General features: G+C 39.9%; 10 protein-coding genes. 8 read left to right on the plus strand and 2 right to left on the minus strand.

Features of this window, described 5'->3' with window-relative positions; genetic code table 11:
- Positions 1–175 precede the first annotated feature (175 nt).
- Genes JOC74_RS01445 through JOC74_RS01460 form a run of 4 tightly spaced genes read left to right on the plus strand, consistent with a single transcriptional unit; the run spans position 176 to position 3,460 of the window.
- Positions 176–949, plus strand: a complete 774-nt coding sequence (locus JOC74_RS01445) for a GGDEF domain-containing protein (protein WP_211086025.1) — start codon at positions 176–178, stop codon at positions 947–949.
- A gap of 11 nt (positions 950–960) precedes the next feature.
- Positions 961–1,728 carry a putative bifunctional diguanylate cyclase/phosphodiesterase gene (locus JOC74_RS01450; RefSeq protein WP_158320291.1) on the plus strand — a complete coding sequence of 256 codons (768 nt, stop codon included), beginning with the start codon at positions 961–963 and terminating at the stop codon, positions 1,726–1,728.
- 54 nt (positions 1,729–1,782) lie between these two features.
- The gene (locus JOC74_RS01455) at positions 1,783–2,568 is read left to right on the plus strand and encodes an SDR family oxidoreductase (protein ID WP_053602622.1); all 786 of its coding nucleotides are present in this window, start codon (positions 1,783–1,785) and stop codon (positions 2,566–2,568) included.
- Positions 2,569–2,596: 28 nt separating this feature from the next.
- Positions 2,597–3,460, plus strand: a complete 864-nt coding sequence (locus JOC74_RS01460) for an NAD(P)-dependent oxidoreductase (protein WP_053602623.1) — start codon at positions 2,597–2,599, stop codon at positions 3,458–3,460.
- A gap of 121 nt (positions 3,461–3,581) precedes the next feature.
- Here JOC74_RS01460 and JOC74_RS01465 read toward each other — a convergent pair whose 3' ends face one another.
- The gene (locus JOC74_RS01465; RefSeq protein ID WP_053602624.1) at positions 3,582–4,373 is read right to left on the minus strand and encodes a CAP domain-containing protein; all 792 of its coding nucleotides are present in this window, start codon (positions 4,371–4,373) and stop codon (positions 3,582–3,584) included.
- 327 nt (positions 4,374–4,700) lie between these two features.
- On the opposite strand from JOC74_RS01465, the gene JOC74_RS01470 reads away from it, so the two are divergent.
- Both JOC74_RS01470 and JOC74_RS01475 read left to right on the plus strand, forming a co-directional pair.
- Positions 4,701–6,791, plus strand: coding sequence for a peptidoglycan D,D-transpeptidase FtsI family protein (locus JOC74_RS01470; RefSeq protein WP_053602625.1), 2,091 nt, complete (start codon positions 4,701–4,703; stop codon positions 6,789–6,791).
- Between the two features lie 240 nt (positions 6,792–7,031).
- A complete protein-coding gene (locus JOC74_RS01475) occupies positions 7,032–8,819 on the plus strand; it encodes a PAS domain-containing protein (RefSeq protein ID WP_053602626.1) in 1,788 nt (595 codons plus the stop codon).
- A 45-nt stretch (positions 8,820–8,864) separates the two neighbouring features.
- On the opposite strand, the gene JOC74_RS01480 is transcribed toward JOC74_RS01475, so the two are convergent.
- Positions 8,865–10,031: an aminotransferase A gene (locus JOC74_RS01480; protein ID WP_053602627.1), complete on the minus strand. Its 1,167-nt coding sequence runs from the start codon at positions 10,029–10,031 to the stop codon at positions 8,865–8,867.
- A 245-nt stretch (positions 10,032–10,276) separates the two neighbouring features.
- On the opposite strand from JOC74_RS01480, the gene JOC74_RS01485 reads away from it, so the two are divergent.
- Together JOC74_RS01485 and JOC74_RS01490 are read left to right on the plus strand one after the other, a co-directional pair.
- Positions 10,277–11,626 carry an MFS transporter gene (locus tag JOC74_RS01485; RefSeq protein ID WP_053602628.1) on the plus strand — a complete coding sequence of 450 codons (1,350 nt, stop codon included), beginning with the start codon at positions 10,277–10,279 and terminating at the stop codon, positions 11,624–11,626.
- Between the two features lie 47 nt (positions 11,627–11,673).
- Positions 11,674–12,573, plus strand: a complete 900-nt coding sequence (locus JOC74_RS01490; protein ID WP_312883781.1) for a chemotaxis protein — start codon at positions 11,674–11,676, stop codon at positions 12,571–12,573.
- The last annotated feature ends 47 nt before the right edge of the window (positions 12,574–12,620 follow it).

The following is a 12,620-nucleotide window of genomic DNA, read 5'->3' on the forward strand; positions in this document are numbered from 1 at the left end:
TATTTGCTGGTCAAATCAGCCCCATCATTAACCTCAGTTAAGGTTAACGGGCTAATATTGAAATACCTTAAAAAGTTCAGGTGCATCCCTTTATTTATAAAAAATTTAGCCGATAACGATAGTAAAGTATCATTTCTACAGTAAGCTGGTGATTATCGCATGGCGCTAATTGATTTTGAATATTGAACCGGATTTGTTAAAAAATATTAATCTCTTAAAACTGATTGATCAAAAGGATCGCATGCTCTTTCAAAAGAATTTTCTCCAAGCTTTAAATGGCGTTTCGTCAAGCTTTCATTTTTCGCTGCAGAATAAATCGGGAAGATCAATTCTGCTTCGTGCAAACATGATTCCGAGTAACGTGAAAAATGATACACCAGGTGTTATTGTAATTGCAGAAGATATTTCTCAAATCCGGAAAAAAGATGAAGAGATCGCTTTTGCAGCATTTTACGATCAATTAACGGGTTTATATAACAAAAATTATCTTTTACAGCAATTTCTTCTGCAATCTACAACAGAAGGAGTGCAGCATTCGTACTTTCATATCGATATCGATAATTTCAAAAAATGGAATGATTTATATAGCATGTCCTTTGGTAATGATCTGCTCATCGAAATAGGAAAAAGGTTAAAACAAATAATTGTAAAAGGAAAAGATACGGTGGCTCGAAATGAAAGTGATGAATTTGTCATTTTATCAACAAGGTTAACTGCTGACGGAGCAGCCGCGTTTGCTGAAGAAATAGCAGAACAATTAAAAACAGGATTTTGCATTAACAACACAAAATGTGATCTCACTGCATCTATTGGAGTTGCATTTTCTGACGCAAAAACGCCAAAACAATTCGACCAATTGACTCGTCTTGGTGAGACGGCTATGCAAAGCGCTAAGGAATCCAAGGTAAGTGTATTTTGTATATTCCTGAGCTTGACGAGAAGAGGTTAGATGAGCTCCGGTTGGAAAAGGAACTGAGGTCATCCCTGCAACAGGACTGTTTTTATGTCGATTACCAACCGAAAATTCATAGCGTAACTAAAAAAATGATCGGCGTTGAAGCATTGGCCAGGTGGATTCATCCGCAAAAAGGAGTTATTCCGCCGAGCGTGTTTATTCCAATCGCTGAAAAATACGGGCTTATTAATGAATTGGAAGAGCGTGTGTTCAAAAAAATTTGTGAACACATTAAAGAATGGTCTGACAGGCTGGAATTTCCTTTCAGAGTTTCAGTTAATATTTCACAGCTTCATTTTGCCCATAAAAACCTTTATCAATTTATAAAAGACACATTAACTGAATTTGACATCGATGCCCGCTATCTTGAACTGGAAATCACTGAGTCTGTCATGATCATGGATGACAAGTATGTAATCGATCAGTTTTCCAGGATAAAACAGCTTGGGATTGAAATCAGCATGGATGATTTCGGAACCGGTTATAGTTCATTAAATTACATCAATAAGCTTCCAATCGACCGGATTAAAATCGACAAAAGCTTTATTGATGAGATCGTTACCGATCAAAAGTTCAGATCAATTATTAAAACCATTGTTACGATGGCTGATTATTTAGAACTGGATGTTATTGCTGAAGGAGTGGAAAAGGAAGAGCAGCTCACTTTCCTGACGAGCATCGATTGTTTTAAAATTCAAGGGTATTTTTATTCGCCGCCTGTTCAAAAAGAACAAATCAGTTCTTTCATTTATAAGCAGTTTAAAATCGCTTGATTCAGACATAGCCCTTTTTTCATGATAAGATAAAGAAAAAAGGGGGGCTTTTAGATGGATTTAAATTTAAAGGACAAGGTTGCAATTGTCGCTGCAAGCAGTAAAGGACTCGGGAAGGCGATCGCAGAAGAGCTTGCAAAAGAACAAGCCCATGTTATTTTATCCGGACGAAATGAACAAGCATTAAAGCAGGTGAAAGAGGAGCTTTCGTATTTAGGGAGCGGCCTGATCGACTACCGGGTTTGTGACCTTTCAAACAGCGAGGACATAAAGCAGCTCATTCATGCTGCCTTGGAGCGTCACGAAAGGATTGATATCCTAGTAAACAATGTGGGCGGCCCAAAAGGAGGAAGCATAGCTGATTTAACAGATGACGATTGGAAGGATTCATTTGAGCTTCATTTGCTCAGCTATGTCCGCTTAATCCGGGAAGCTTTGCCGTATTTAAAGAAAAACGGCGGGAAAATAATAAATATAGCATCTTCTTCTGTTAAAGAACCAATCCCTGGTCTTCTCTTATCAAACACCTTCCGACTTGGAATCGTCGGGTTAACAAAAACGTTGGCAACAGAGCTTGCTGAATTCAATATTTTGATTAACACCCTTGCACCCGGCAAAATCGCTACCGACCGCGTTGCTTATTTGGACCAAAATAAAGCGGACACGCTCGGAAAAAGCGTAGAGCAGATAAAAAAGGAATCGGAATTGCAAATCCCTCTTGGTTCCTACGGTGATCCAAACGATTTTGCTGCATATGCGGCGTTTTTGCTATCTGAAAAAAATACATATATGACTGGGCAAACCCTTCTGATCGACGGCGGATTTGTGAAATCTGTATAATAGAAAAAAATTTTAGAGGAGGCTTCTCATGGGAAAATCAGTTGGTTTTATTGGTCTAGGTGTAATGGGTAACAGTATGGCAGGACATATCATGAATAATGGATATCCGCTTCATGTGTTTACAAGAACGAAATCGAAAGCAGATGAGCTTATTGAAAAAGGAGCGAGTTGGAAATCGTCCGTTCGTGGGCTTGCAAGTGAGTCTGATATCATTATCACGATGGTTGGATACCCACGAGACATTGAAGAGGTCTATTTTTCTGAAGATGGAATTATTAATCACGCCAAAAGCGGCAGCTTCTTGATCGATATGACCACATCAAAGCCGTCTCTTGCTAAAAAAATTTATGAGGAAGCGAAAAGTAAAGCTCTGATCGCTATAGATGCGCCTGTTTCCGGGGGAGATATCGGTGCGAAAAATGGTAAGCTTGCGATTATGGCGGGAGGAGACAAATCGGCATTTGATGAACTTCTTCCCCTTTTCCAAACGATGGGTGAAAATATTCAATATCAAGGTCCTGCAGGCAGCGGCCAGCATACGAAAATGTGCAACCAAATTGCGATTGCTGCCGGCATGATCGGTGTTGCTGAAGCCATGGTGTATGCGGAAAAATCCGGACTTGATCCTGAGAACGTATTAAAAAGCATAACGACAGGTGCAGCAGGCAGCTGGTCATTGTCCAATCTCGCGCCGCGCATGCTAAATGGTGACTTTGAACCAGGCTTTTACATTAAGCATTTTTTAAAGGATATCGGAATCGCATTAGAGGAAGCGGAGCTCATGGGAGAAAAAATGCCGGGGCTGGAGCTGGCTGAATCACTTTATCAAAAGCTAGTGGAGCTAGGAGAGGAAAACAGCGGTACACAAGCTATTTATAAGCTTTGGAAATAAGTGAACCTTCAACCCGCTAAGAGGGCATCGTCAAAAATAATATGCAGCTGGTTTGCGACATACTTGCCAGATAATAAAAAACAGCCTTCGATGAAGGCTGTTTTTTTAAGGTTCTTGATTCTTATTTTCCAATAAATTGCTGAGTCCAGTAGTTGCCGTCTTTTACATAACCTACGCCAATGTGGGTAAAGCTAGGGTTCATAATGTTTTCTCTATGACCTTGGCTGTTCATCCAAGCATTAACGACTTCTTGTGGAGTTTGTTGACCCATGGCAATATTTTCACCGGCAGTTTTGTAGCTGATGCCAAATTGCTTCATCATATCAAATGGTGAACCATAAGTTGGGCTGTTGTGGTCAAAGTATCCTTTGTCTTTCATATCTTGAGATTTTGTACGAGCAACATTGCTCAATTCTTCGTCTAGTTCAAGAGGTTTTAGCCCTTGCTTTTGTCTTTCGGCATTTGTTAGCTCAACAACTTCTTTTTCGAATGCACTTACAGATGAATTGCTTGGCGCTTGCTTTTGTTCATTTTGAGCAGGCTGTTTAGGCTGAGCTGCTTCCTTTTGTGGTGCTTGAGCAGGCTGCTTAGGTTGAGCTGTTTCCTTTTGTGGTGCTTTTGGAGCTGCTTGCTCTGCCGGTTTTTGTGGTTGGGCAGGCTGAGCTGCTTCCTTCTTAGGCGCTTGAGCATTTGGTGCTTGGCCCTGAATTTTTCCCTCTTTAATATAGGAATCTAATAGAGCCTGTAATTTATCTTGATCTACAGATTGAACATTCTGTACGTTCTTAATATCTTTAGAGGTTTGAAGATTAGCAGTGCCTCCGCATATGTTTTGCGCATCTGCATGATTAACCCCGCTGAATGTAGCTAAAGCTGCTGCTGTTGCAACTGAAAGTAAAATGCTTTTCTTCATGTAATAAATCCTCCTCTGTTTTTTTCTACACAAGAATCATAACATGAGATTTTCGTAATAATATCTCCATAATTCCCCATTACAATTATTGATTGTTATTTATTTCTATTAATCTTTAAAAACTTTGTTATAACAAGAATGAAACCTATCTATCTAGTGAAACGTCTTATCTTATATTTCCAAGTTTTACGTTGAAATGATAATTTTACTTCAAAATTATGATTGACACGATATTTTCATCTTTCTTTCTGTAACATCCATTACAATAATGTTACAATATTATCAGGTCTCGTAAATAACAAGATTAGGAAAGGGGAAGCGAAATTAGTGACTGGTTCAAGTCAATCTCCTGATCAAGCCAAAAAGAAAAGACGGTCAAGAATCATTAGGATAAACCTTTATTTCTTTGCCGTATTCGCATTGTTTTCTGCACTTATTATTCGGCTTGGTGTTGTTCAAATTGTTCATGGTGAGGAATACACCCAGGAAGTAACGAAGGTAGAGTCGTCTTATGCAACGTATCCTGCTCCGCGTGGGAAAATGTATGATAGAAACCATAAAGTGGTTGTCGACAATAAAAGCATTCCTGCTATTAGCTATACATTGGAGAAGCATGTGAAGCCGGATGAAATGCTGGCTACTGCAAGAAAGCTTGCAGAGTATATTAATATTGATCCCAGCTTTTTGAGAGAACGGGACTTGCGGGATTATTGGCTTGTTGCTTATCCAGAGAAAGCCAAAAAATTATTAAGCGAAAGCGAAAAAACGCTGGAAGCAAAGAAATCGTATCCATTGCAGGTGGAAAGGGTTCCTGAAAGTGAACTGAAAAGAATAAAGAATGATCCAAAGGAATACGAAATTGTAGCAATCTTCAGGCGTTTTGCAGGTGGATCGTATTATGAGCCGCAAATCGTATCGTCTATGGACCCTGACAAAAAACAATCGGATAAAGATAATCCGGGCGGAAAGCTCACGTATGAGGAAGTTTCAAAGGTGTCGGAACACTTGGATGAGCTGCCGGGGGTAGATATTATTACCGATTGGACCAGGTCATATCCGTTTGGCGGCGTACTCTCGTCTATTTTCGGCAACATTACGTCACCCGAGCAAGGAATTTTAAAGGAACGGGAAGATTACTATAAGACGAGAGGATATGCCGGGAACGACAGGGTCGGAAAAAGCTACATTGAATACCAGTACGAAGAAGATTTAAACCCTGTTAAACCAAAGATCAAATTCGAGGAAGACAATAATGGAAATATCCTCAGCAGAACCGAGGTTGAAAAGGGAAGAAGAGGCTATGACCTGCAACTTTCCTTTGATATGGAGCTTCAAAAGAAAGTGGAAAAAATCATCGAAGAAGAATTAAGAGCTTCACGCGGACGAGGCAACTACATGCTTGACCGCGCATTTGTAGTTATGATGGATCCGAATAACGGTGATGTTTTATCTATGGCTGGAAAGAAAGTCGATTATCAAACTGGCAAGATGAATGATTTTTCGTACGGAGCGTTTACGACGCAATATCAGATTGGTTCTACCATTAAAGGTGCCACAGTCCTGGCGGGTTACCAATTTGGTATACCTCATCGTCAATTTTTTACAGACCGTCCGCTTCATTTAGGAACATTAACAAAGTCGTCGTGGAAGACAATGGGAACGATTAATGATTTGACGGCACTAAAACAAAGCTCGAACGTTTATATGTTCGAAATCGCCATGAATATTGCCGGCGTAAACTACACCCCATACGGCCCATTGCCAGCTGATTTCGAAGATCTAGAAACGATGAGAAACTATTACAGCCAGTTTGGACTGGGAGTTCCAACTGGTATCGATCTTCCGAATGAAGCGGCCGGAGGAAAGTCAGATTCAAGGATGGTCGGTGGATTGCTTTTGGATGAGGCGATTGGCCAGTATGATACGTATACTCCATTGCAGCTTGCCCAATATGTTTCAGTCATTGCTAATGGCGGGTATCGGGTGCAGCCCCGGGTAGTTTCAAGTGTTCATCAGCCTGACAACGGTGAAACGATTGGTCCTGTCTTAAAGGACAACAAGCCGAATATCTTAAATAGAATTAACAACAGTGATGAGGATATTGAACGCGTACAGCAAGGGTTCAAAATGGTGACCAGCTCACCTGGAGGAACGGCTTTCGGACTGTTCGGATCAAACGATGTTTCCGGCAAAACCGGGACGGCGCAAGCACACTATTATGATGTGAATCGTGAATGGTTTGGCCGTGAAACGTATAATTTAACCTTTGCCGGCTATTATCCGTCGGAAAATCCGCAAGTGGCATTTAGCGTTATCGTGCCATGGGTACAAAGCGACAAGGACAGAATTAGTAAAAACATTTCTAAACGGGTGATCGATGCATATGTTGATCAGCAAAAAGAATATAGTAAAGAATAGGCGAAACCTTAAATAGTAGATTTTTCTTGCCGCTGATAGTTAGCTAATCACCCCCCAGTATTTACGGGCGGCCAATCAACACATGAATATTACCTGCCCGCTAATATGGGAGAAAAGCACGAATGTTTTCGTGCTTTTCTTTTAAGCGAATTTTGACGAATCTAATAATATTAGAAGGAGATATACCGATTTTTATCGAATGTTCATATAAGATGATTGGAAGGGGGTTATTGATCTTATATGGAGAGAGAAGATAAATCGTTGCCTCACAAGGATTTATATGCAGTATTATCAGCAACGGGACAAATTAAATACATATCCTCCAATTGCTCAGCTTTGCTTGGCTACAGGCAAGAGGAACTAATTGGGACATTAATGAAAAATTATTTACATAAGGAAGACCAATTCTTAATTGATCGTTTTTTTTATAATGAACATCGCTTAATGCCTTGTACCTTTCGATTCATAATGAATGATTACTCTCATGTACATATCGAAGCGGCGATTGATTTTATCACAAACGAGATCAGTATGAATGAAAGAGAAATCATTCTGAAGATGAGGACAATAAATCAGCCCGTAGATATCGAGAGTCAAAATGAGCCTGATATCCAAAATGCTTCTTGGAGCTCTGAAGAAGCATCCAAATTATTCAACAACCTTCCTGGAGCATTGTATATTAGTATCCGCGGCAAAATTGTTTATGCTAATAAGTCGATGCTTCAGCTTTTGGGAGCTTCCCATTTTTATCAAATTATCGGGAAATATGCCTACGAATTTATTGAAGAGGATTACCATGAAATTGTAAAAAATAGAATTATTCGCATGCAAAAAGGCTTGGATGTCGGGATTGTCGAGCAAACTTGGAGAAAGCTTGACGGTTCTTTGATCCACTTGGAGGTTAATTCCGCAGCAACGGTATTTGAAAAGCAAAACGCGGAGGTCATTCAGCTGATAGATGTTTCTTTCAGGAAAAAATTTCAGGATATTTTGCAAAAAAGCAGAGAAAGGTATCAGCTGCTTATACAAAATTCAATCGATACCATTGCTGTCATCCATAATGAAAAATGGGTATTTATTAACAACTCGGGGATTCAGTTATTCGATGCTGAGGATTATGACCAGTTAATCGGAAAAGACATTTATTCCCTCCTGCATCCAAACGACCATCAGGATGTAAAGAATAGACTTGAACGCTTCATTGAAAATAAAACGGATTCAGAAATTATGAAACAGACGTGGTATACGTTTAAGGAGAGGTTGATTTACACGGAAATGGTATGTATCCCGACAACCTTTTTTGGTCATAATGCCGTTCAAATCATTTTACGAGATATCTCGGAAAGAAAGCAGACAGAAGAGCTGATGCTTCGATCTGAAAAGCTATCGTTAGCAGGACAGCTTGCGGCTGGTATCGCCCATGAGATTAGAAATCCTTTAACAGCGATTAAGGGCTTTCTTCAACTGATGAAGCCGGCTATTCATAAAAATGGCCAATATTTTGATATTGTTTTTTCCGAACTTAATCGAATTGAGCTCATTTTAAGTGAACTTTTGATGCTGGCAAAACCGCAGCAGCATGCCATAAACAATTCCTTAAATATGAATAAGCTGATTAGAGAGGTAACAGCTTTGCTCGACACACAAGCTAATTTAAATGGAATTATTATCAATCCTTCCTACTGCAATGATGAGGATTCGACAATAAAAGGTGATGGAAATCATTTGAAGCAAGTGTTTATCAACTTTATAAAAAATTCAATCGAATCGATGCCGGCCGGCGGAAAGATTGACATTGCCATTCAGGCAGAGAAAGATTACATCGAAATTGTGATTAAAGATGAAGGCGAAGGCATACCCGAAGATATTCTCAAACGGATCGGTGAGCCATTTTTAACAACGAAAGAAAAGGGAACCGGTCTGGGGCTTATGATCAGCTATAAAATTATCGAGGATCATCAAGGTACTGTCAAAGTAAAAAGCAAAATCGGGGAGGGAACCACTTTTACGATCCGATTTATAAAATAACAACGGCCTTATTTAAGCCGTTGTTATCGTCCTTAAAAAACTTTTTTAAGCTTGCGTATGACTTGCCAGCTTCGTCATGATAAATTCTTCAAGGCGGTCCAAGCCTTCTTTAAGAGTGCTGAAAGAATAAGCATATGAGAGTCTGACATAGCCCTCTCCGTACTCAGAGAATGAGTTCCCCGGCACAACTGCTACTCCTTCTTCAAGCAATCCCATTGAAAAATCCAAAGAACTTAATCCGAACCTTTTAATGGAAGGAAAAATATAAAAAGCGCCGGAAGGCTTTATCACGTCAAGCCCCATCGTGATTAAACGGTCATACACGTAATCCAATCTTTTTTTGTACTGTTCCCTCATGATCGATGCATCATCAAAACCATTCGTTACTGCCTCGAATGCTGCTTTTTGTGAAATCGAAGAAACACAGGAGACATTATATTGATGCACTTTTAATAGATGCTTGCTAATCTCCTTTGGCGCGAGCAGAAATCCGATCCTCCAGCCGGTCATGCTGTGTGATTTTGAAAGTCCGTTAACGACAATGGTCTGATCTCTCAAATAGGTGGCAATGGAAGAGTGAGCGCGGTCAAAAATAAGCTCGCTGTAAATTTCATCAGACAAGACGAAAATATTTCTTCCTTTCAGCAGAGCAGCGATTTCCTTAAGCTCCTCTTCAGACAACGTAACACCGGTCGGGTTTGACGGGTAATTCAGGACTACACATTTTGTTTGCGGTGAGATCGCCTGCTCCAACAGCCTTGCTGTCAATTTGAAGCCGTGTCCCGTCGTATCGACAAAGACAGGGGTTGCACCGCACAGCTTGATGATCGATTCGTAAGCCGGATAGACCGGCCCCGGCAAAATAACTTCGTCTCCAGGATTTAATATGGTTCGGAGCGAGGTATCGAGCGCCTGACTTGCCCCGGCTGTAACGATAATTTCTGATTCAGCATCGTAAGTAAGCTCCATCTTTTCTTTTATATAACGCTGGATCGCTTCACGCAGTTCAATATATCCAGCATTCGGAGTGTAAGAAGTGAAATTTTCATCAATGGCTGCTTTAGCTGCAGATTTCACATGATGAGGAGTAAAAAAATCAGGCTGTCCAATGGTAAGAGACACAACATTGTCATATTGGGCGACGAGATTAGAAAATTTTCGTATTCCTGATATTTCAATAGTCTTTACGTTTTGATTAAGCAAATGTTCCATGTCTTCATCACCTTATAAATAGAATAAGTCTATCTTATTTTACCATCTTTAAACAACTTGTCATCAATAAACCTATGCAAAAGATAAATGATCAAGAACTTTTGGATAGTAATTTTCCCGTTTTTATCGATAGATCAGTCTGTAAATTCGTTTATTATGTATTTCTTGTAAATTTTTTCATTCATTAAAGGAAATTCCGTACCTAAAAAAGAATTGAATGGTGAAGGAATGAAAGGAGAAACAATATGCCAGAATCACACATCGACCGGAAAGCTTCATCTCAATTTACAAAAAAACGCGGGTTTCAGCTTTTTCTTACACTTCCCATTCTATCATGGGCTCTATATGATCTTGCAAATACGATTTTTTCATCCAATATGGTGACAATTTTTTTTCCGTTTTATTTGCAGGAAGCTGTAGGTGACAGCGAGAGAATGAATCAGATTGCCAGTACATTTATTTCTTACGCAAATGCGGCTTCAAGCCTTTTGCTTGTTATTTTCACCCCGCTTTTTGGCGTACTAATAGATCGAACAGGAAAGAAAAAAAGGTACATAACCTGGTTTACCTTGATTTGTGTCTTTTGCACTTTGTTAATGGGGTTGATTGCAGGAGCTGGCATTTCCGGTACTGTAAACGGGCTCTCTTTATCGCTGCTTCTAGTGATTTTATTGTTTGTAATCGCCAGTTTTTTTTATAGCTCAGGTCTCGTTTTTTATGATACTATACTTGCTGATTTAGGGACGAAAGAAACGATCCCGGTTATATCAGGGTTTGGTATTGCTGTTGGATATGTAGGCACGATTGTCGGGCTGTCTGTTTACCCATTCGTTGGAGAAGACTTTCACAGAGCTTTTATCCCAACTGCGCTGCTGTTTTTGCTATTTTCCCTGCCACTTATGATTGGATATAAAGAGGCCCCATTTGCAGGCAGAGGAAATGAAGCTGAGAAAAAATCTTTTTTTAGCGGATACAAAGAGATTATCGAAACGGTTAAAGAAATTCGCTTGTACCGGCCTGCTTTTTTATTTATGCTCACGTATTTTTTTCTCAATGATTCCATTTCCACAGCCATCGCGATGATGGCAGTCTATGCAAAGGCGGTTATCGGTTTTTCTTCAGGGGAATTCATCTTGCTCTACTTAGTATCTACTTTTGCCTGTATTATAGGATCTTTTATTTTCGGATATGTTACGAAAACCGTTGGGGCAAAAAAAGCGGTCACTTATGTAGGGATTTTATTAATCATTGCACTGGCTCTTGCTGTTTTTGCTGTGGCTTCTTGGATCTTTTGGATTACGGGAGCCTTATTCGGTGTGGCTCTTGGAGCATGCTGGGTAACGTCAAGAACCTTAATTATTGAACTGACACCTCCACATAAAAGGGGGCAATTCTTTGGATTATTCGCATTTTCCGGAAAAGTTTCTTCGGTTATCGGTCCCTTGCTGTACGGATCCATTACCTGGATTTTTGCCGATTGGGGAAATACTGCAAGCAGAATGGCTCTTGGTTCCTTGATGTTGCTTGCAATTGTCGGGCTATTCATACATAGAGGAGTAAAATCACCTCCTGAGTCTCAACATGATATCGATTAAAGCCGATATATAAGTAAGACTAGTTAAGATAGTGAGGGATTAGGGTGATAGCTAAGAAAGGGCCAATTGTCAAAGGGGAAAATCTTCTTGAGCTTGTGAAATTTGAGGTTGGTTCGAACCTCTTTGGGATCAATGTGATGAAAGTAAGAGAGGTTATCGAACCGGTTCCGATAACCAATATCCCGCATTCTCATCCGTATGTTGAAGGAATGGTCACTGTAAGGGGAGAGGTATTGCCAGTTATCAGCCTTTTTTCCGTTTATGGTCTGGAACCAGCTAACCAATTGGATGAAAAATTTATGATTGCCGAAATGAATCAAAAAAAGCTTGTGTTCCGCTGCGATGCAGTTTACCAAATTCACAGGGTTTCCTGGAAACAGATTGATGGGCCTGAGGCAATTAACCATGGCTTTGAGAGTTATATAACAGGCATGTTTGAATTAGACGACAAGCTTGTTTTTCTCCCGGATTTTGAAAAAATCGTGTGTGATATTGAAGCTGATAATGGATATAATGCCTATCAAGTCCATGAAAGAGGCAACAGAAAAATCAGAGTAGACAAACGTTTAATTGTAGTGGAAGACTCTCCTTTTCTTCGAAACATGCTGGAAACTGAATTGACGAATGCCGGATATCATACGATTCAATGCTTTAAAGACGGAGAAGAAGCATATCGGCATATGATGTCATTTATTTCTGAAGGATCGATGCTGCATGAGTATGTTGATTTAGTGATCACTGATATAGAAATGCCCAAACTGGACGGCTTTCATCTAACGAACCAGTTAAAAGAAGACCCTAGATGCGCAAATGTTCCTGTCGTTATCTTTTCATCCTTGATTACAGAAGAAATGAAATATCGAGGGCAGAAGGTAGGAGCGGATGAGCAAATTTCGAAGCCTGAGATCAATTTGTTAATTGATAAAGTGGATACCCTACTTATGTAATGGGCATAAAAAGAGGCCGCACACGTTGCGGCCTCTTTTAAGATGGA

The sequence above is a fragment of the Bacillus capparidis genome (assembly GCF_017832095.1).
In the GTDB taxonomy this organism is placed as follows: domain Bacteria; phylum Bacillota; class Bacilli; order Bacillales; family Bacillaceae; genus Bacillus; species Bacillus gobiensis.

Excerpts from the sequence above, each read along its gene's own strand:
- JOC74_RS01455 (WP_053602622.1), top strand. The coding sequence starts at position 1,783 with ATGGATTTAAATTTAAAGGACAAGGTTGCAATTGTCGCTGCAAGCAGT.
- JOC74_RS01460 (WP_053602623.1), top strand. The coding sequence starts at position 2,597 with ATGGGAAAATCAGTTGGTTTTATTGGTCTAGGTGTAATGGGTAACAGT.
- JOC74_RS01465 (WP_053602624.1), bottom strand. The coding sequence starts at position 4,373 with ATGAAGAAAAGCATTTTACTTTCAGTTGCAACAGCAGCAGCTTTAGCT.
- JOC74_RS01475 (WP_053602626.1), top strand. The coding sequence starts at position 7,032 with ATGGAGAGAGAAGATAAATCGTTGCCTCACAAGGATTTATATGCAGTA.
- JOC74_RS01480 (WP_053602627.1), bottom strand. The coding sequence starts at position 10,031 with ATGGAACATTTGCTTAATCAAAACGTAAAGACTATTGAAATATCAGGA.
- JOC74_RS01485 (WP_053602628.1), top strand. The coding sequence starts at position 10,277 with ATGCCAGAATCACACATCGACCGGAAAGCTTCATCTCAATTTACAAAA.